The organism is Neisseria subflava (genome assembly GCF_024205745.1).
Lineage (GTDB): Bacteria > Pseudomonadota > Gammaproteobacteria > Burkholderiales > Neisseriaceae > Neisseria > Neisseria flavescens_B.
Window position 1 is genome coordinate 1305936 of the sequence record NZ_CP073117.1, and the last position, 19817, is coordinate 1325752.

Here is a 19817-nt window from a genome sequence, read left to right on the forward strand (position 1 = left end):
TCCCCTAAATTCCCACCAAGACATTTAGGGGATTTTCCATGAGCACCTTCTTCCAGCAAACCGCACAAGCCATGATTGCCAAACACATCGACCGTTTCCCACTATTGAAGTTGGATCAGGTGATTGATTGGCAACCGATCGAACAGTACCTGAATCGTCAAAGAACCCGTTACCTTAGAGACCACCGCGGCCGTCCCGCCTATCCCCTGTTGTCCATGTTCAAAGCTATCCTGCTCGGACAATGGCACAGCCTCTCCGATCCCGAACTCGAACACAGCCTCATCACCCGCATCGATTTCAACCTGTTTTGCCGTTTTGACGAACTGAGCATCCCCGATTACAGCACCTTATGCCGTTACCGCAACTGGCTTGCGCAAGACAACACCCTGTCCGAATTATTGGAACTGATCAACCGCCAACTGACCGAAAAAGGCTTAAAAGTAGAGAAAGCATCCGCCGCCGTCATTGACGCCACCATTATCCAGACCGCCGGCAGCAAACAGCGCCAGGCCATAGAAGTCGATGAAGAAGGACAAGTCAGCAGCCAAACCACACCGAGTAAAGACAGCGATGCCCGTTGGATAAAGAAAAACGGCCTCTACAAACTCGGTTACAAACAACATACCCGTACCGATGGGGAAGGCTATATCGAGAAACTGCACATTACCCCCGCCAATGCCCATGAGTGCAAACATCTGTCGCCTTTGCTAGAAGGGATAGCCGAAGGCACGACTATCTATGCCGATAAAGGCTATGACAGTGCGGAAAACCGTCAATATCTGGAAGAGCGTCGACTGCAGGACGGCATTATGCGCAAAGCCCACCGTAAACATCCGCTGACGGAAGCGCAAACCAAACGCAACCGATATTTGTCGAAGACCCGTTATGTGGTCGAACAAAGCTTCGGTACGCTGCACCGTAAATTCCGCTATGCGCGGGCAGCCTATTTCGGGCTGCTCAAAGTGAGTGCGCAAAGCCATCTGAAGGCGATGTGTTTGAACCTTTTGAAAGCCGCCAACAGGCTAAGTGCGCCTGTAGCTGCCTAAAAGGCGGCCGGATGCCTGATTATGGGGTGTCCGGGGAGAAAAAAGGGGGAATTTGGGTAAAATCAGGAGTAATTGGAGGCGAAAACAGCCGAAAACCTGTGTTTGGATTTCGGCTGTTGGAAGGAAAGGAATTTTGCAAAGGTCTCAGGCTGAGTGAAACGTTGAAGTCGTAAGAAATCCAAAAGGGCATCTAAACAGATGCCCTTTTTATTGTGATGAAGATTTTAGCTGAGAAGGCGTCAGGCCGTCTGAAAACAGATTTAACGGTTTTTTAGCCAGTCATTACGCATTTGTGCGGCTTCTTCAAAATAGCGGTAAAGCTCGGTTTTGTTGCCGTCTGAAAGGAGTTGTTCCAATTTGGATAATTGTTCTTTCAAATCTCCGGTCAGTTTGAGCAGGGCAGGGCGGTTGGCCATGCAGATGTCGGTCCAAACGGCAGGGTGGCTGGAGGCGATGCGGGTAAAGTCGCGAAATCCGGTGGCGGCATAGGGGAGATAGTCTTTGCCGTGTGGATGGTCAACCAAAGCATGAACATAGGCAAAGGCGGCCAAGTGCGGCAAGTGGGAAACAGCGGCAAAAATATTGTCGTGTTCTTCGGCGCTCATGGTCGAAATTTGCGAACCAACCGCCTGCCACAGGCTTTTCAGCCGTCTCAGGCCGTCTGAAGCCTCTTGGCCGTGTAGCGTAATGATAAGGCGGCTGTTTTGAAACAAACCGCAACGCGCGGATTTTGCCCCGCTTTGATCCGAGCCGGCAATCGGGTGGGCGGCAAAACATTGCGGCAGGCGGTCGGATAAGTGGGTGTGAAAGGCATTGAGTGCCGATTGTTTGGTGCTGCCGACATCGGAAACGCAGGCTGTATCTTTTAAGAAGGGCTTGATGTCGCGGCATACGTCAGGCAGGACGGAGACAGGTGTGGCAATCAAAACCAAATCGGCATTGCCGATGCTTTCGGCGCAAATATTCGGATAGGCATGGTCGATGATGCCGCATTCGAGTGCGTAATTGAGGTTGTCGGCATTGGTGTCGATACCGGTAACGGTTTGCACCAGTCCCAAGCGTTTGAGGTCGAGCATGAACGAGCCGCCGATTAAACCGACACCGATAAGGGTAATGTGGGGGAAAAAGGCGGAAGTGTTCATGGTTTGAATCCGGTACAAGTGGAAAAGCTTATTTTAATCCGTTATGGAGGTCGTCTGAAAGTTGTCATCAAGGTTTCAGACGGCCTTTTTTATGATCGAATTTTCATGATTTAGGCATAGAAAACTCCGTTTGGTAGGAGCATATAACCGATTATCAGATTTTCATACACTAAAATAATCATCTGAATTAGTATAACGTCTTAAAGTAAGTAATTGGTATCTTAAAGTAAATTATTACATCATATTTTATTTTGATTGATATCGAATAAAATAACTCACTCAGAAAGAAGGAATTTATGAGTTTTTCACAAACCGAATTAGTCAACGCAATGCGTTTGCTTTCTACCCGTCTGCCGCAGTTTCCGGAGCAGCAAAACCAAGTATCCCGCATGTTGCGCATCGTAACCGAACGTTTGAGCAGCCATTTGAACGAAAACCTGAAAGCGTTCGGCATCAATGAAAACCTGTGGTTTTCCCTGATGGCGGTTTACGTCAGCCCAAACAGCGAAATCCTGCCTTCACGCTTGAGCGACCTGATGGACTTGACGCGCACCAGTGCGACACGCCTGTCGGACGATATGGTTGAGCGCGGCTGGGTAGAGCGTTATATCAATCAAAAAGACCGCCGTCAGATTGTGCTAAAATTGACCCCTTCGGGTGAGACCTTCATCCACGAAGTATGGCCGCAAATTGCCCGTCAGAGCGGTCAGGCGTGGGAAGATTTCACGAAAGAGGATTATGACACGCTGCAACACCTATTAGGTAAGCTGTTGAACCGTTTGGGCAATTAACAACAGACGGCCTGATGGTCTGCGGCTGGCACACATAAACGGAGTCTGTATGAAATTAGGTTTGGTCAAATCAAGCGTATGCGTTGCCGCTGTTTCGCTGTTGGCGGCATGTGCGCCGTTCGGCAAACAGTCGCCTTTGGATGAGACAACAGTCTATCCGCTGCCGCAAGGCCAATCTGCCGCTACTGCCCAAGACGGCTGGTGGATGAAGCTGAAAGATAAAAAATTAAACAATTTGATTGCTTCCGCCATTCAGACGTCTACCAATCTGCGTGTCGTCAAGGCAAGGTTTGAGCAGGCTCAGGCGCAGCTGGGCGTTGTGGGAGCCGCAAACAAACCGCAAGTCGGCTTGGGCGTTACAGGTCTGGGTGCTTATGTTTCACCCAAACCTCAAGCCGGTATGGTTGATACCGACCATACATTGGTTTTGGCGAACGCAGCCTTGCAAGGCAGCTTGGTTTTTGACTTTTGGGGTAAAAACCGAGAGCAGATTCAAGCCGTTTTGGGAAAAAGCCGGGCAGCAGTATATGAAGCGCAGCACATTCGCACCGAGTTGGCTCATGCCGTTGCTGCCCAATATTTTGCGTGGCAGATGGCGACAGAACAACTGGCTTTGCTGGATACGCGCATAGAGCTGGCAGATAAGGCATTGAAACTGATGCAACAACGCGTTAAAGCGCAGCTGGCTCCTGCCGATGCCTTGCACGCTCTGGAAATGGCGCAACAGCAATTACAGCTTGAAAAATCGGCATGGGCTCAGAAAAATGAGAAAATCCGCAACAGTCTGGCTGTATTGACCGGCCGAGTGCCGGGTGCATTGAATGGACAGGTTCCGGAAAAAATGGCGGCTGTGCCGTCATTGCCGGTTAGCCGTATTGAAGCGGACTTGTTGGCGGCCCGTCCCGATATCGCGGCACAAAAAGCCTTGCTTGAAGAGAAATGGCATATCGTCAAATCGACCGAAGCAGAGTTTTACCCGAATATCGAATTAAAAGTTTTGGCAGGTATGACGCACATTGATGCGTTCAATCTGATTCGCGGACGAACTTCCGGTATGTTGGGCATCGTTCCGGCTTTGAATCTGCCATTGTTTACTTCCGGGGCGCTGCAATCCAAATTGGCGGGTAAACGTGCCCAGTATAACGAACAGGTTGCCGTGTATGACCAAACTGTTTTGAATGCTATGCGTTCGGCGGCAGACGCTGTAGTCGACTATCAAAGCCTGAAAAGCAGACAAGATACTTGGAATAAGATGGTCAATATCGCCGATAAATCTGTGCAAAATGCGAAAGGACGTGTTCGTGCAGGCTTGGATAACGGCTTAACCGCCTTGCAAAAACAAGACGAAGCTGCACGTACGAAAATGTCTGCGGCTCAATACCATGCAGAATATCTGACAGCTTGGAGTAACCTCAATGCCCAGTTGGGCGGAGGCTTTAAATTAAATCAGAAATAGACGTTTTATCAAAACGTAGGCCGTCTGAAATTACTTTCAGACGGCCTTTTGCTTACCTTATTTACATTTGCTACCGGAAGAAATTATTGTAATGAATAGAGTGTAACTATAGAATATGACCCTTTAGCGCGTTAAACACGCGTATTGGGGACTGATAGTATAAGTCAGCGCCCAGCAAACAATAATATCGTTATCACATGTGCAGAATTAAAGTTGGGACTTATGGATACTCAATCAGAAAAAAATAATGTCCAAAAAGAACCGGAAGTAGCCGCTTCCGGCGCTAAAACGCATCGCAAACGCAATTTGGTCATCGTTACACTTCTATTCCTTATTACGGCAGCCGGATTCGCTTTGGCGTATTTCCTGTTTTGGCAGCATGAAGAAGAAACTGAAGATGCTTATGTGGCCGGTCATTTGGTGATGATTACGCCGCAGGTGAACGGCACGGTGCGCAAAGTTATGTATGACGATACGGATGTCGTGAAAAAAGGTGATGTTTTGGTGGCTTTGGACGACAGCGATTTTCAGCTGGCATACGATCGCGCGCAAAATGAATTAATTCAGGCCATTCGTCAAAACAAACAGCAAACTGCGGTCAATTCAAAAGCCAAAGCGCAAGTGTTGTTGCGTAAAGCCGATTTGGCCCGTGCACAAGCCGATTTGCGCCGCCGTGAATCTTTGGCGGGTACGGAAGCGGTTTCCGGCGAAGAACTCAGCCATGCCCGCGCCGCTGTAGTTCAGGCTCAGGCTGCATTGAAAGCGGTTGAGGCGGAAGAAGTTTCTGCTCAGGCATCGTTGGGCAACAATATTCCTCTGCGCCAACAACCGGCAGTTCAGACGGCCATCAGCCACATCAAAGACGCTTGGCTGAACCTGCAACGTACGCAAATCCGTTCGCCGATTAGCGGCCAAATTGCCAAACGCAATGTCCAAGTCGGCCAACGTATCGCACAAGGTACGCCGATGATGGCCGTTGTGCCCCTGTCTGAATTGTGGGTGGATGCCAACTTTAAAGAATCGCAACTGCGCAAAATGAAAATCGGCCAGCCTGTTGAAATGACAGCCGATTTGTACGGCAGTAAAGTAGTTTACCATGGCAAGGTAATGGGCTTGTCGGCCGGTACGGGTAGTGCGTTCTCATTACTGCCGGCGCAAAACGCAACGGGCAACTGGATTAAAGTTGTGCAACGTGTGCCGGTGCGTATCAGTTTGGATGCCAAAGAATTGCAACAAAATCCGCTCCGTGTCGGTTTGTCGATGACTGTTAAAGTCGATATTGCCGAGAAGGGCAGCGGTAAAGCCATGACTGCCGAAGCGGAACGAAATACTGCATTGCCGGAAACGGAAAGTGTGGATTGGAAAGCCGCCGATGCTTTAGTCGATAAAATCTTCGAGCAATACGCAAAATAATCTTTTCAGACGGCCTGAGTCTTTTATTGAAGGCTCAGGCCGTCTGAAATATTGATTCTCTTCAATCGACCGCTTTGGCGGTTGTCTTATAGTTTAAAAATATGAATTATCCGCCGTTACAAGGGTTTAAGCTGGTGTTGGCAACTTTGGCGCTCAGCTTGGCCGTATTTATGGAAGTCTTGGACAGCACCATCGCCAACGTCGCCGTGCCTGTTATTGCAGGGGATTTGGGTGCGGCTACCACGCAGGGAACTTGGGTGATTACCTCATTTGCCGTAGCCAATGCCATTTCCGTCCCCCTGACGGGTTTTTTGGCTAAGCGGTTTGGCGAGGTCAAAATCTTTATCGCTGCTGTAATCGGGTTTGTCGTAACGTCATGGCTGTGTGGCATTGCACATAATCTTCAAGCCTTGGTTTTTTTCCGTGTATTGCAAGGCTTCATCGCCGGGCCATTGATTCCCTTGTCCCAAAGCCTGTTGATGGCTTCCTATCCGCCTGAAAAACGAACATTGGCACTGGCATTATGGGCGATGACCGTCGTTGTTGCCCCTGTATTGGGGCCAATTTTGGGCGGTTGGATTTCGGATAACTGGCATTGGGGATGGATTTTCTTTATCAATATCCCGATCGGGATTTTGTCTGCAACTATTTCTTGGAAGCAGCTTAGACACAGGGAAACTGAAATCGTCAGGGCGCCAATCGATTATGTCGGGCTGGTGTTGATGATCGTCGGTATCGGCGCATTACAAATGATGCTGGATAGGGGCAAGGAATTGGACTGGTTTGCCTCGGGAGAGATTATCGTTTTGGGCGTTACCGCTTTGGTGTTCCTGACATATTTTATCGTTTGGGAGCTGGGCGAGAAATACCCGATTGTCGATTTGTCATTGTTTAAAAATAGAAACTTCACGATAGGCGTTGTTGCTACATCGTTGGGCTTTATGGTCTATATGGGCACATTGACCCTGCTGCCTTTGGTGTTGCAATCAAATCTCGGCTATACCGCTACTTGGGCTGGTCTGGCTGCTGCACCGGTGGGCTTCCTGCCGATTATTCTGTCGCCGATTATCGGTAAGTTCGGCAATCGTGTCGATATGCGCTTGTTTGTCAGTGCCAGCTTCTTGGTATTTGCCTACACATTCCATTGGCGAACCGATTTCTATGCCGGTATGGATATGAGCAACGTCGTTTGGCCGCAGTTTTGGCAGGGTTTAGGCGTAGCCATGTTCTTCCTGCCTTTGACCAGTATCACCTTGTCTCATATGAAAGGCAACCAAATTGCCTCGGCCAGTAGCTTGTCTAACTTCTTGCGTGTCTTTATGGGCGGTGTCGGAGTATCTGTTGTCAGTACCATGTGGGAACGACGCGAAGCTCTGCACCATACTCAACTGACCGAACATGTTAACTTATTGTCCTCAATCAGTAACCAATCTATTCAAGGCATGATGGCCAATGGTCTGAGCAAGGAGCAGGCTTTGGTGGCAATAAATAGCACCATTTCCCAACAAGGCTTTATTATTGGCTCAAATGAAATCTTCTTGGCAGGCAGTATCATATTCATCAGCATGATCCCCATTATTTGGCTGGCAAGACCTCCGTTTAACGGTTCCGGCGGGGGAGGGCATTAGATAAAAGGCCGTCTGAATCTCAGACGGCCTTTTATCTATATATTATTTAAGACTCAAGAGCAGATCCCTAAATGCATTCGGATCTTTAATAAACGTCATTTCTCCTGATTGAGGGAAATGAAAATCAAGCAGGCGAGATACCCAGAAACGAATACATCCGGCTCTTTGTGCAGTAGGGAAATATGCGCGTTCTTCATCGGATAAAGGACGTACGCTTTCGTAGCCGTGGATAAAGGCATCATAAAGGACTGGGTCTAATTTGTTATCAGCTGTTCGTGCCCAATCGTTAACCGCAATTGCCAGGTCGTACATGAAATTACCGTTACACGCATAATAGAAATCGATAAAGCCGGAAACTTCATCTCCATTAAGCAATACATTATCCTTAAATAAATCGGCATGGATAATACCGGAAGGCAAATGCCCCCTAGATTTTTATCTAAAGCAGCAATTTCAGATTGAAGCAGTGCGGCATCCTCGGAATCTAAAACAGGTAGCAATTGAGTGCAGGCATCATGCCACCAGTCATCATAACGAGGATTTTTCATTTTTAAAGGAAAGTTTTGACCGGCTAAATGCATTTTGGCCAGCATTGCACCAGTATGAAAACATTGAGCTTCAGTTGGCCAGCCGGTATCTGAACCATTCAAACAAGTAACCAAACAGGCCGGTTTCCCGGCCAAAATAGAATGCAGTCCGCCATCTTTACGAACAATCGGAGCGGCGCAAGCAACACCATTCAGGCTTAAATGTTGATTCAGTTCTAAAAAGAAAGGCAGTTCTTCTGATTTTAAAACCTCAAAAACAGTCAATACATAACGACCCGTTGAAGTTGTCAAAAAATAATTACTATTAGTAATTCCTTGAGCAATCCCCTGCAAAGAAACAAAATCTCCCAAATCATATTGCAGTAGGAAATCACGCATTTGGGCGTCGGAAACACTGGTATAGACAGACATAGCAAACTCGAGGCTGATATAAAAGAATCAAAGAAACATCATACCAAAAAACAAGCACCAACAATATAAATTAAAGCGAGGGTCAAATTCAAAAGGCCGTCTGAAAGAGCAATTCAGACGGCCTTTGTTTTGTGTTTTTTGTATGTATGGATTGTATAGGAAGGTTGCTGGAGTTTTTTATAAAATAAAAACCCTGTTAAAACAGGGCGGTGGTTGGATTTTTGAAAATATTTTTGCGAGAGGTGTTGACTGGTTTTGTTGTGAGGCGTATAGTTCGGTTCTTCGCTGCTGACGCGGTGAAGAAAACGAAGCAGACAGTATAACACAGTTGGTTGAAATTTTCGATAATTTTAGTTGACATTTGCTAAATGTACTGTATAATTCGATTCGCTCTTTAAAAAACAGATTACCGATAAGTGTGAGTGCATTAGGCCTCACACTGTTTGAAAGACAGACAAGATGATGTTTTAGACATTGTCCTGTCGGTTTCTTTGAAGCAGACCAGAAGTTATAAGTTAGAGATTGAACATAAGAGTTTGATCCTGGCTCAGATTGAACGCTGGCGGCATGCTTTACACATGCAAGTCGAACGGCAGCACAGAGAAGCTTGCTTCTTGGGTGGCGAGTGGCGAACGGGTGAGTAATATATCGGAACGTACCGAGTAATGGGGGATAACTAATCGAAAGATTAGCTAATACCGCATATTCTCTGAGGAGGAAAGCAGGGGACCTTCGGGCCTTGCGTTATTCGAGCGGCCGATATCTGATTAGCTAGTTGGTGGGGTAAAGGCCTACCAAGGCGACGATCAGTAGCGGGTCTGAGAGGATGATCCGCCACACTGGGACTGAGACACGGCCCAGACTCCTACGGGAGGCAGCAGTGGGGAATTTTGGACAATGGGCGCAAGCCTGATCCAGCCATGCCGCGTGTCTGAAGAAGGCCTTCGGGTTGTAAAGGACTTTTGTCAGGGAAGAAAAGGACAGGGTTAATACCCCTGTCTGATGACGGTACCTGAAGAATAAGCACCGGCTAACTACGTGCCAGCAGCCGCGGTAATACGTAGGGTGCGAGCGTTAATCGGAATTACTGGGCGTAAAGCGAGCGCAGACGGTTACTTAAGCAGGATGTGAAATCCCCGGGCTCAACCTGGGAACTGCGTTCTGAACTGGGTGACTAGAGTGTGTCAGAGGGAGGTAGAATTCCACGTGTAGCAGTGAAATGCGTAGAGATGTGGAGGAATACCGATGGCGAAGGCAGCCTCCTGGGATAACACTGACGTTCATGCTCGAAAGCGTGGGTAGCAAACAGGATTAGATACCCTGGTAGTCCACGCCCTAAACGATGTCAATTAGCTGTTGGGCAACTTGATTGCTTAGTAGCGTAGCTAACGCGTGAAATTGACCGCCTGGGGAGTACGGTCGCAAGATTAAAACTCAAAGGAATTGACGGGGACCCGCACAAGCGGTGGATGATGTGGATTAATTCGATGCAACGCGAAGAACCTTACCTGGTCTTGACATGTACGGAATCCTCCAGAGACGGAGGAGTGCCTTCGGGAGCCGTAACACAGGTGCTGCATGGCTGTCGTCAGCTCGTGTCGTGAGATGTTGGGTTAAGTCCCGCAACGAGCGCAACCCTTGTCATTAGTTGCCATCATTTAGTTGGGCACTCTAATGAGACTGCCGGTGACAAGCCGGAGGAAGGTGGGGATGACGTCAAGTCCTCATGGCCCTTATGACCAGGGCTTCACACGTCATACAATGGTCGGTACAGAGGGTAGCCAAGCCGCGAGGTGGAGCCAATCTCACAAAACCGATCGTAGTCCGGATTGCACTCTGCAACTCGAGTGCATGAAGTCGGAATCGCTAGTAATCGCAGGTCAGCATACTGCGGTGAATACGTTCCCGGGTCTTGTACACACCGCCCGTCACACCATGGGAGTGGGGGATACCAGAAGTAGGTAGGGTAACCGCAAGGGGCCCGCTTACCACGGTATGCTTCATGACTGGGGTGAAGTCGTAACAAGGTAGCCGTAGGGGAACCTGCGGCTGGATCACCTCCTTTCTAGAGAAAGAAGAGGTCTGATGCATTCACACTTATCGGTAAACTGTAAAAGATGCGGAAGAGAAAAGCTTGAGTGAAGACAAGATTCGCTTAAGAAGAGAATCCGGGTTTGTAGCTCAGCTGGTTAGAGCACACGCTTGATAAGCGTGGGGTCGGAGGTTCAAGTCCTCCCAGACCCACCAAGAACGGGGGCATAGCTCAGTTGGTAGAGCACCTGCTTTGCAAGCAGGGGGTCATCGGTTCGATCCCGTTTGCCTCCACCAAGAACTTTACAAATCAAAGGAAGCCTGCTATACTTAGCAGCTTATTTTGATTTGCGAAGTGAAATATCGACGCATCGATCTTTAACAAATTGGAAAGCCGAAATCAACAAACAAAGACAATGAGTTTGTTTTGATTTTTTGTTCTTTGCAAAGGATAAAAAATCTCTCACAAGAGAAAAGAAAACAAACACAGTATTTGGGTGATGATTGTATCGACTTAATCCTGAAACACAAAAGGCAGGATTAAGACACAACAAAGCAGTAAGCTTTATCAAAGTAGGAATTTCAAGTTTGCTTCCCTAGTCAACGGGTAGGCAAACGAAGTCAAAGAGGTTCTTGAAATGATAGAGTCAAGTGAATAAGTGCATCAGGTGGATGCCTTGGCGATGATAGGCGACGAAGGACGTGTAAGCCTGCGAAAAGCGCGGGGGAGCTGGCAATAAAGCTATGATCCCGCGGTGTCCGAATGGGGAAACCCACCTCTTAGGAGGTATCCTTATCTGAATACATAGGATAAGCGAAGCGAACCCGGAGAACTGAACCATCTAAGTACCCGGAGGAAAAGAAATCAACCGAGATTCCGCAAGTAGTGGCGAGCGAACGCGGAGGAGCCTGTACGTGATAACTGTCGAGATAGAAGAACAAGCTGGGAAGCTTGACCATAGTGGGTGATAGTCCCGTATTCGAAATCTCAATAGTGGTACTAAGCGTACGAAAAGTAGGGCGGGACACGTGAAATCCTGTCTGAATATGGGGGGACCATCCTCCAAGGCTAAATACTCATCATCGACCGATAGTGAACCAGTACCGTGAGGGAAAGGCGAAAAGAACCCCGGGAGGGGAGTGAAATAGAACCTGAAACCTGATGCATACAAACAGTGGGAGCACCCTTGTGGTGTGACTGCGTACCTTTTGTATAATGGGTCAACGACTTACATTCAGTAGCGAGCTTAACCGAATAGGGGAGGCGTAGGGAAACCGAGTCTTAATAGGGCGAACAGTTGCTGGGTGTAGACCCGAAACCGAGTGATCTATCCATGGCCAGGTTGAAGGTGCCGTAACAGGTACTGGAGGACCGAACCCACGCATGTTGCAAAATGCGGGGATGAGCTGTGGATAGGGGTGAAAGGCTAAACAAACTCGGAGATAGCTGGTTCTCCCCGAAAACTATTTAGGTAGTGCCTCGAGCAAGACACTGATGGGGGTAAAGCACTGTTATGGCTAGGGGGTTATTGCAACTTACCAACCCATGGCAAACTAAGAATACCATCAAGTGGTTCCTCGGGAGACAGACAGCGGGTGCTAACGTCCGTTGTCAAGAGGGAAACAACCCAGACCGCCAGCTAAGGTCCCAAATGATAGATTAAGTGGTAAACGAAGTGGGAAGGCCCAGACAGCCAGGATGTTGGCTTAGAAGCAGCCATCATTTAAAGAAAGCGTAATAGCTCACTGGTCGAGTCGTCCTGCGCGGAAGATGTAACGGGGCTCAAATCTATAACCGAAGCTGCGGATGCCAGTTTACTGGCATGGTAGGGGAGCGTTCTGTAGGCCGATGAAGGTGCATTGTAAAGTGTGCTGGAGGTATCAGAAGTGCGAATGTTGACATGAGTAGCGATAAAGCGGGTGAAAAGCCCGCTCGCCGAAAGCCCAAGGTTTCCTACGCAACGTTCATCGGCGTAGGGTGAGTCGGCCCCTAAGGCGAGGCAGAAATGCGTAGTCGATGGGAAACAGGTTAATATTCCTGTACTTGATTCAAATGCGATGTGGGGACGGAGAAGGTTAGGTTAGCAAGCTGTTGGAATAGCTTGTTTAAGCCGGTAGGTGGAAGACTTAGGCAAATCCGGGTCTTCTTAACACCGAGAAGTGATGACGAGTGTCTACGGACATGAAGTAACCGATACCACGCTTCCAGGAAAAGCCACTAAGCTTCAGTTTGAATCGAACCGTACCGCAAACCGACACAGGTGGGCAGGATGAGAATTCTAAGGCGCTTGAGAGAACTCAGGAGAAGGAACTCGGCAAATTGATACCGTAACTTCGGGAGAAGGTATGCCCTCTAAGGTTAAGGACTTGCTCCGTAAGCCTCGGAGGGTCGCAGAGAATAGGTGGCTGCGACTGTTTATTAAAAACACAGCACTCTGCTAACACGAAAGTGGACGTATAGGGTGTGACGCCTGCCCGGTGCTGGAAGGTTAATTGAAGATGTGCAAGCATCGGATCGAAGCCCCAGTAAACGGCGGCCGTAACTATAACGGTCCTAAGGTAGCGAAATTCCTTGTCGGGTAAGTTCCGACCCGCACGAATGGCGTAACGATGGCCACACTGTCTCCTCCTGAGACTCAGCGAAGTTGAAGTGGTTGTGAAGATGCAATCTACCCGCTGCTAGACGGAAAGACCCCGTGAACCTTTACTGTAGCTTTGCATTGGACTTTGAAGTCACTTGTGTAGGATAGGTGGGAGGCTTTGAAGCAGAGACGCCAGTCTCTGTGGAGCCGTCCTTGAAATACCACCCTGGTGTCTTTGAGGTTCTAACCCAGACCCGTAATCCGGGTCGGGGACCGTGCATGGTAGGCAGTTTGACTGGGGCGGTCTCCTCCCAAAGAGTAACGGAGGAGTTCGAAGGTTACCTAGGTCCGGTCGGAAATCGGACTGATAGTGCAATGGCAAAAGGTAGCTTAACTGCGAGACCGACAAGTCGAGCAGGTGCGAAAGCAGGACATAGTGATCCGGTGGTTCTGTATGGAAGGGCCATCGCTCAACGGATAAAAGGTACTCCGGGGATAACAGGCTGATTCCGCCCAAGAGTTCATATCGACGGCGGAGTTTGGCACCTCGATGTCGGCTCATCACATCCTGGGGCTGTAGTCGGTCCCAAGGGTATGGCTGTTCGCCATTTAAAGTGGTACGTGAGCTGGGTTTAAAACGTCGTGAGACAGTTTGGTCCCTATCTGCAGTGGGCGTTGGAAGTTTGACGGGGGCTGCTCCTAGTACGAGAGGACCGGAGTGGACGAACCTCTGGTGTACCGGTTGTAACGCCAGTTGCATAGCCGGGTAGCTAAGTTCGGAAGAGATAAGCGCTGAAAGCATCTAAGCGCGAAACTCGCCTGAAGATGAGACTTCCCTTGTGGTTTAACCACACTAAAGAGTCGTTCGAGACCAGGACGTTGATAGGTGGGGTGTGGAAGCGCGGTAACGCGTGAAGCTAACCCATACTAATTGCTCGTGAGGCTTGACTCTATCATTTGAAGAACTTCAAAAGATAAAAGCTTACTGACTGATTCAGTCATCACCAAATAATTGATTAAGGCTTTACCGATTTGTAACAGTTTAAGTTTGGCGGCCATAGCGAGTTGGTCCCACGCCTTCCCATCCCGAACAGGACCGTGAAACGACTCAGCGCCGATGATAGTGTGGTTCTTCCATGTGAAAGTAGGTCACCGCCAAACACCCATTCTGAAGCCCCCGACTAATGTCGGGGGCTTTTTACATGCCTGTCGTTTCTGTCGGTTTGGTGATGGGTAACAGGTATTGTATGATTGCCCTGTTGTTATTCTTGAACAAAAGTACCGAAAGTTACGGTTAACTGTTTAGAATATTTGAAATCAAACGATATTTGCGTTAATATGTCGTAAGCATTTATGCGGGTATAGGCTGTTGCCCTATCTGCGTATGTGCAGTGTTTACAGAGTGGGATAAAACCATTCGGTAGACTTTATGACTGATTCAATCAAATATGTTATGGGAAAAAATCTGATGAAGAAATTTTTATTTGGTGCATTTGCCGCCGTCTGTGCAGCGTTCTCTTTGGCTGCCGTGAACATCAATACCGCGTCTTCTGCCGAACTGGAGGCCTTGCCGGGTATCGGCCCGGCTAAGGCGAAATCGATTGTGGAATACCGTCAGAAGAACGGTGCGTTCAAATCGGTGGAGGAGCTGAAAAACGTGAAGGGCATCGGTGATGCGGTGCTGAACAAGTTGAAGGCGGAGGCGACGGTTTCTTCTGCCGCGCCTAAGACCGCACAGCCTGCCGTGAAAAAATAAGCCTGACGGTTAACTGCCGTACGCCGCCCTGATGCCGAACCGTTTGCCGGTTCGGGCTGACGGGCGGCTTTGTATGGGGCCGGCAATGAGAGCTTGGACCAATGGGGGCCATTGGGTGAAAAGGGACAAACGGATAGCCATCCTGTCGGATGGGGATAAAAAGATAAAGGGAATTAAAGATATGTACTTAAAGGTATTTGACGGAAAACGGAATGGGACAACTGTGCAGAGGGGCTACTCTTTGATACAGCTGCTGGTGGTGATGCTGGTGGTTTCGATCTTGGCGACGGTGGCATTTACGGCCTATCGGGAATCGGTCCGCTCGGCCAACCTGCGCGCGGCGCATGCCGCCCTGCTGGAAAATGCGCGCTTTATGGAGCAGTTCTATACGAAAAAGGGCAGCTTTAAGCTGACGTCGACGAAGTGGCCGGAGTTGCCGGTCAAGGAGGCGGGCGGTTTCTGTATCAGGATGAGCGGCCAGGCTAAGGGGATCTTGGAGGGGAAGTTTACTTTGAAGGCGGTGGCGCTGGATAGGGAGGCGGAACCGAGGGTATTGCGCTTGAATGAGTCGCTGACGGCGGTGGTGTGCGGGAAGATGAAGGGGAAGGGAAGCTGTACGGACGGTGAGGAGATATTTAGGGGTAATGATGCGGAGTGTCGGCCTTTTATGGGGTAGAAATCTGATCTAAAGGGAGGATGCGGATAAAGAAAAAGGACGTGCTCAGGCACGTCCTTAGAGGGAGAGGGGTTATTCGCTCCAACTGACCCAGCCCAGCATCCAAGTAAGGAGAATCAGACCACCAAATACAATACGGTAGTAGGCAAAAGGCACATAGTTTTTACTGGAGACAAATTTCAGTAAAGCTTTTACTGCCAATAAACCGGCGATAAATGCTGCGATAAAGCCGATGGCAATTTGTCCGACATCTTGCAAGGTAAAGAGTTTGTAGTTTTTTAAGATGTCGTAACCTGTTGCCGCAATCATCATCGGTACAGCAAGGAAGAATGAGAATTCAGTAGCTGTTTTACGTTCCAGCCCCCACAACATACCGCCCATGATCGTACTGCCTGAACGTGATGTACCAGGTATAAGGGCACAAATTTGGGCACATCCTACAACAAATGCGTCGATTGGGCGCATATCATCTACATGATTGACTTTGGGTTTGGCTGTTGCTTGGCGTTTTTCAACCCATAAAATGAAGAAACCACCCAGTACCAGCATGGTAGCAACGGTAATTGGGTTGAAAAGGTGTAATTTGATTTGTTTGCTGAACAATAGCCCCACAACCGCAGCCGGTATGAAGGCAATAAATAAATTCAGTACAAAGCGATTGGCTGTTCGTTCTTTACCCAATCCTTTTATGATATGGGTAAATCGTTGGCGGTATTCAAATACGACGGCTAATACGGCACCGAGTTGAATAGCAATTTCAAATACTTTTCCGTTGCTTTGAAAGTTCATTAAGTCACCGAATACAATCAAATGACCGGTACTGGAAATAGGGAGAAACTCGGTTAAACCTTCGATGATACCGAGAATAAGTGCTTTAAATAAAATCAGAATGTCCATAAGTTTTCAGACGGCCTTGAGGCCGTCTTTCTTTTGTTGAATAGTTAAAGTGGTTTTGAGGATTGTTCGCGGCGGACTTTGACGATGAGCTCGTCTATGGTTTTCATACCGGCTTTCCAGTCGGTACTGTTGAAATTGACTTTGTATTTACCACCGACGATGACAGTTGGTGTGTTTTCAATTCGATAAGTTTCCGTCAATTGCTGCATTTTTGCAGCAGCCAATGCGGCAGCAGGACTGTTGTAGGCTTGAAGCAGTTTTTTACTGTCAAAACCTGTCTGTTTATCCACCCATGATCGGAATACATTGGTATCGGCCAGGTTGATTTTTTGTTCGTAAACTGCTTTGAAGATGACTGGATTGGCTTGATATTTTAAACCTGAAAGATTGACGGCTGCGGCAACTTTGGCCAAACCCAACATTTCAGGCATCCAAACGACGTGCTCTGTCCGTAAGGAAACATCTTTAGCGAAGGTTTTGCTGTGTTGCAACAAAACTGGATCGAGATGGTAACAATGAACGCAGAAGTAGCCGAAAAACTCAAGTACTTCAATTTTGCCGGCTTGTTGCTGCGGAATAGGACGACTAAGAACAGTATAGTCCACACCTTCGGTAGCAGCTTGCGCACTCAGTCCGAACAGGCTCAGGCTGAGTGCGGCAATGGTTTGTTTTATACGCTGCTTCATCAGTGATTCCATTATTTGGTAGAACGAATCAAGCTGTTGATATTATGGCCTTGCAGGTTTTTTTGCAGTTTTACAGCAGCTTCCTGCGGCATGGTGTTACTTTGAACTCGGTAAATGGTTTTGTCGCCGTTTTGCGATTCAACCACTTTGGAAGATACACCTAAAATAGCCAGTTTTGCACGTTGTGAGTCTGCGCTGGAGCGGTCTGCATATGAACCAAGTTGCAGAAAGGCTTTTTTACCGCTGTTGGCAGCTGCTTCGGCTTTTTCTGCTGACTGTTTACTTGCAGCGTTGTTGTTTTCTTTTGTTGCAGAGGCATTTGCTGCTTTGCGTGCTTTTTCGATGCTGCCGCTGTTGAGGATTTGCTCAGGTGTCGGCTTGTTTTGTTTCTTGGCTTCGGCCGCTTTTTTCTCGGCCAGTTTGCGCTCGGCACGCTCTTTTTGTTTGGCAGTCAGCTGGTCGGCTGCTTTTTTGTTTTTGGCAGCATTATCGGCAGTTTCTTTTTCCGCTTTGGCTTTTTCTGCGCGTTTTTTCTCTAACTCGGCTTTTTTCTCGGTCAGTTTTTTCTTAGTAGCTTCTTTTTCTGCTTCAGCTTTTGCAGCTTTTTCTTTGGCTTCACGTTCGGCTTTGTCGGCAGCAGTTTTGTCTGCTCTTTCTTTGGCTTCACGTTCGGCTTTATCGGTAGCGGCTTTCTCTGCTTTTTCTTTGGCTTCACGTTCTGCTTGTTCGGCTTTTTCCTGAGCTTCTTTTTCCGCTTGAGCTTTTTCTTCAGCCTCTTCTTTAGCTTTTGCTTCTTTCTCTGCCGCTTCTTTTTCTGCTTTTGCTTCTTTCTCTGCCGCTTCTTTTTCTGCTTTGGCTTTTTCTTCATCTGCTTGGGTAGATGAAGTGTCGGTAGCTGGGCGTTTCTCTGCTTTGTCCTGAGGTTTTAGGATTTCAGGTTCTTCGCTTTGTTTAGGCTGAGTCAGTTCTTTGAAAACGTTTTGGTTGCCTTGGTTCAAGAAGAACAAAATACCGGCAATAATACCTGTTGCCAGTATCAGGCCTAAAAAGAAACCGGCTAAGCCTTTGCCATATTGTGTAGATTTTTTCATGACTTACCTTGTAATAATGTGTTCAGACGGCCTGAAAGGAGACTGTCTGAGTTTGGATTCGATATTTTATCAATAACCGTTATAGACGGCAAAATCCTGATGCTTTGTTTACTCTAGTTTTACTTAAACATAAAGATTCAGGCCGTCTGAAAAGTTAAAGAGCGCGACGGAAGCCGATGGCTTTCATCACATGTGTTTTGCTGACTTCTTCGTCGCCTGCCAAATCGGCAAGCGTACGGGCAACGCGCATGATGCGGTGGAAACTTCGGGCGGAAAGGGACAGTTTTTCGAGCATGGTTCCTAAGGCTTCTTGCGCTTCTTTTTGAATACAGGCTTTACCATCGAGCTCGCCGACACTCAGTTCTGCATTGACTTTGCCTTGTCTGTTGTATTGGATTTTGCGTGCGGCGGTAACGCGTTCCAATACGGTGGCACTGGATTCGCCAGCTTCCTGTTGCATCAGCTCGGCAGCGGAAAGGCTGGGTACTTCGATGGTTAAATCAATACGGTCGAGCAATGGCCCTGAAATTTTGTTGCGGTAGCGGGCAACGCTTTCAGGCGTGCAACGGCAAGGTTTGGACGGATGACCAAGATAGCCGCAAGGGCAGGGGTTCATGGCGGCGACAAGTTGGAACTTGGCCGGATAAACAGCTTGGCGAGCGGCGCGGGAAATATGGATTTCGCCGTTTTCCAAAGGTTCACGCAACACTTCTAATACTTTACGGTCAAATTCGGGCAATTCGTCTAAAAACAACACTCCGTGGTGTGCCAATGAGATTTCGCCCGGACGTGGGTCTGAACCGCCACCCACCATGGCAGCCGAGCTGGCGCTGTGATGAGGGCTGCGGAAAGGACGGTTGCTGTCGAGTTGCTGTTGATGGTTGGGCAGGAGAGAACGCAACGCCCAGACTTCGACCAATTCGTCTTCGGTCAAAGGCGGGAGGATACCGGGCAAACGTTGCGAAAGCATGGATTTGCCCGTACCCGGAGGGCCCATCATCAGCAGGCTGTGTCCGCCTGCCGCTGCGATTTCCAAGGCGAGGCGAGCAGTATGTTGGCCTTTAACATCGGCTAAATCAGGAATTTTACTTTGTTCAGATGGCCTTTGCGTCAGCTTGCATTCGGTTTGTGTCAGCGGTTCGATACCGTTTAAATGCGCGGCCACTTCGCCTAAAGAACGTGCACCATAAACCGCGATACCGCGCATGACGGCAGCCTGTTCGGCATTTTCTTGCGGCAAGACGAACGAACGGCCTGCCTGCATTCCCTGCCATGCCATGGCCAGTGCGCCGCGTACGGGACGCAGCAGGCCGGACAGTGCCAATTCTCCGGCAAATTCATATTGCGAGAGCTTTTCAGGATTGATTTGTCCCGATGCGGCAAGAATGCCCAAGGCAATCGGCAAATCGAAACGGCCGGATTCTTTTGGGAGGTCGGCCGGTGCGAGGTTGACGGTAATTTTCTTGGCGGGAAAGTCGAAGCCGCTTTGGATGATGGCGGCACGCACACGGTCGCGGCTTTCTTTGACTTCAGTATCGGGCAAACCGACGATATTGAAATGTGGCAAGCCGTTGGCAAGGTGGGCTTCCACTTCGACCAACGGCGCGTTCATACCGCTTAAGGCGCGGCTGTAAACCAAAGCAAGCGACATGTTTCAGACGGC

The 19817-nt window shown here is 48.6% G+C and carries 12 protein-coding genes, 2 tRNA genes, 3 rRNA genes and 1 pseudogene; 12 read left to right on the forward strand and 6 right to left on the reverse strand.

The genetic code is table 11. The features are described from left to right. The first annotated feature begins 38 nt into the window (after positions 1 to 38). Positions 39 to 1046: an IS5 family transposase gene (locus KCG55_RS06300; RefSeq protein WP_254322406.1), complete on the forward strand. Its 1008-nt coding sequence runs from the start codon at positions 39 to 41 to the stop codon at positions 1044 to 1046. A 260-nt stretch (positions 1047 to 1306) separates the two neighbouring features. On the opposite strand, the gene KCG55_RS06305 is transcribed toward KCG55_RS06300, so the two are convergent. Continuing rightward, complete coding sequence (locus KCG55_RS06305) at positions 1307 to 2188, reverse strand: prephenate dehydrogenase (RefSeq protein WP_254322407.1); 882 nt, start codon at positions 2186 to 2188, stop codon at positions 1307 to 1309. A gap of 296 nt (positions 2189 to 2484) precedes the next feature. On the opposite strand from KCG55_RS06305, the gene KCG55_RS06310 reads away from it, so the two are divergent. The 4 genes from KCG55_RS06310 (at position 2485) to KCG55_RS06325 (ending at position 7476) form a co-directional block, all read left to right on the forward strand. Continuing rightward, complete coding sequence (locus KCG55_RS06310; RefSeq protein WP_004521040.1) at positions 2485 to 2979, forward strand: MarR family transcriptional regulator; 495 nt, start codon at positions 2485 to 2487, stop codon at positions 2977 to 2979. A 49-nt stretch (positions 2980 to 3028) separates the two neighbouring features. Next, on the forward strand, positions 3029 to 4435 hold the full coding sequence (locus KCG55_RS06315) for an efflux transporter outer membrane subunit (protein WP_254322408.1): 1407 nt from the start codon (positions 3029 to 3031) through the stop codon (positions 4433 to 4435). A 222-nt stretch (positions 4436 to 4657) separates the two neighbouring features. Next, complete coding sequence (locus KCG55_RS06320; protein WP_188209938.1) at positions 4658 to 5848, forward strand: efflux RND transporter periplasmic adaptor subunit; 1191 nt, start codon at positions 4658 to 4660, stop codon at positions 5846 to 5848. Between the two features lie 101 nt (positions 5849 to 5949). Continuing rightward, positions 5950 to 7476, forward strand: coding sequence for a DHA2 family efflux MFS transporter permease subunit (locus tag KCG55_RS06325; RefSeq protein WP_250580767.1), 1527 nt, complete (start codon positions 5950 to 5952; stop codon positions 7474 to 7476). A gap of 42 nt (positions 7477 to 7518) precedes the next feature. Here KCG55_RS06325 and thrB read toward each other — a convergent pair. Then, positions 7519 to 8435 (reverse strand): annotated as a pseudogene (gene thrB / locus KCG55_RS06330) (homoserine kinase). Between the two features lie 524 nt (positions 8436 to 8959). Here thrB and KCG55_RS06335 point away from each other — a divergent pair. The 7 genes from KCG55_RS06335 to KCG55_RS06365 all read left to right on the forward strand — a co-directional run bounded on the left by KCG55_RS06335 (position 8960) and on the right by KCG55_RS06365 (position 15480). Further along, positions 8960 to 10500 (forward strand): 16S ribosomal RNA (locus KCG55_RS06335). 105 nt (positions 10501 to 10605) lie between these two features. Continuing rightward, positions 10606 to 10682 (forward strand) — tRNA-Ile (locus KCG55_RS06340). Between the two features lie 5 nt (positions 10683 to 10687). Then, positions 10688 to 10763 (forward strand) — tRNA-Ala (locus KCG55_RS06345). A gap of 348 nt (positions 10764 to 11111) precedes the next feature. Next, positions 11112 to 14000, forward strand: a 23S ribosomal RNA gene (locus tag KCG55_RS06350). A gap of 95 nt (positions 14001 to 14095) precedes the next feature. Then, positions 14096 to 14209 (forward strand): 5S ribosomal RNA (rrf, locus tag KCG55_RS06355). Together the 16S, 23S and 5S rRNA genes with 2 tRNA genes alongside form the textbook arrangement of a ribosomal RNA operon. Positions 14210 to 14516: 307 nt before the next feature. Beyond that, a complete protein-coding gene (locus KCG55_RS06360; RefSeq protein ID WP_254322411.1) occupies positions 14517 to 14804 on the forward strand; it encodes a ComEA family DNA-binding protein in 288 nt (95 codons plus the stop codon). 262 nt (positions 14805 to 15066) lie between these two features. Next, positions 15067 to 15480: a type IV pilin protein gene (locus KCG55_RS06365; protein WP_254323645.1), complete on the forward strand. Its 414-nt coding sequence runs from the start codon at positions 15067 to 15069 to the stop codon at positions 15478 to 15480. 72 nt (positions 15481 to 15552) lie between these two features. Here the strand turns inward: KCG55_RS06365 and KCG55_RS06370 are convergent, their stop codons facing one another. The 4 genes from KCG55_RS06370 to KCG55_RS06385 all read right to left on the reverse strand — a co-directional run bounded on the left by KCG55_RS06370 (position 15553) and on the right by KCG55_RS06385 (position 19805). Next, positions 15553 to 16377, reverse strand: coding sequence for an undecaprenyl-diphosphate phosphatase (locus tag KCG55_RS06370; RefSeq protein WP_070713410.1), 825 nt, complete (start codon positions 16375 to 16377; stop codon positions 15553 to 15555). Positions 16378 to 16421: 44 nt separating this feature from the next. After that, positions 16422 to 17063: a thiol:disulfide interchange protein DsbA/DsbL gene (locus KCG55_RS06375; protein WP_254322412.1), complete on the reverse strand. Its 642-nt coding sequence runs from the start codon at positions 17061 to 17063 to the stop codon at positions 16422 to 16424. 11 nt (positions 17064 to 17074) lie between these two features. After that, positions 17075 to 18154: an SPOR domain-containing protein gene (locus KCG55_RS06380; RefSeq protein ID WP_254322413.1), complete on the reverse strand. Its 1080-nt coding sequence runs from the start codon at positions 18152 to 18154 to the stop codon at positions 17075 to 17077. Between the two features lie 154 nt (positions 18155 to 18308). Next, positions 18309 to 19805 (reverse strand): YifB family Mg chelatase-like AAA ATPase, encoded by a 1497-nt coding sequence (locus KCG55_RS06385; RefSeq protein ID WP_254322414.1) that lies wholly within the window; start codon positions 19803 to 19805, stop codon positions 18309 to 18311. Between the last annotated feature and the right edge of the window lie 12 nt (positions 19806 to 19817).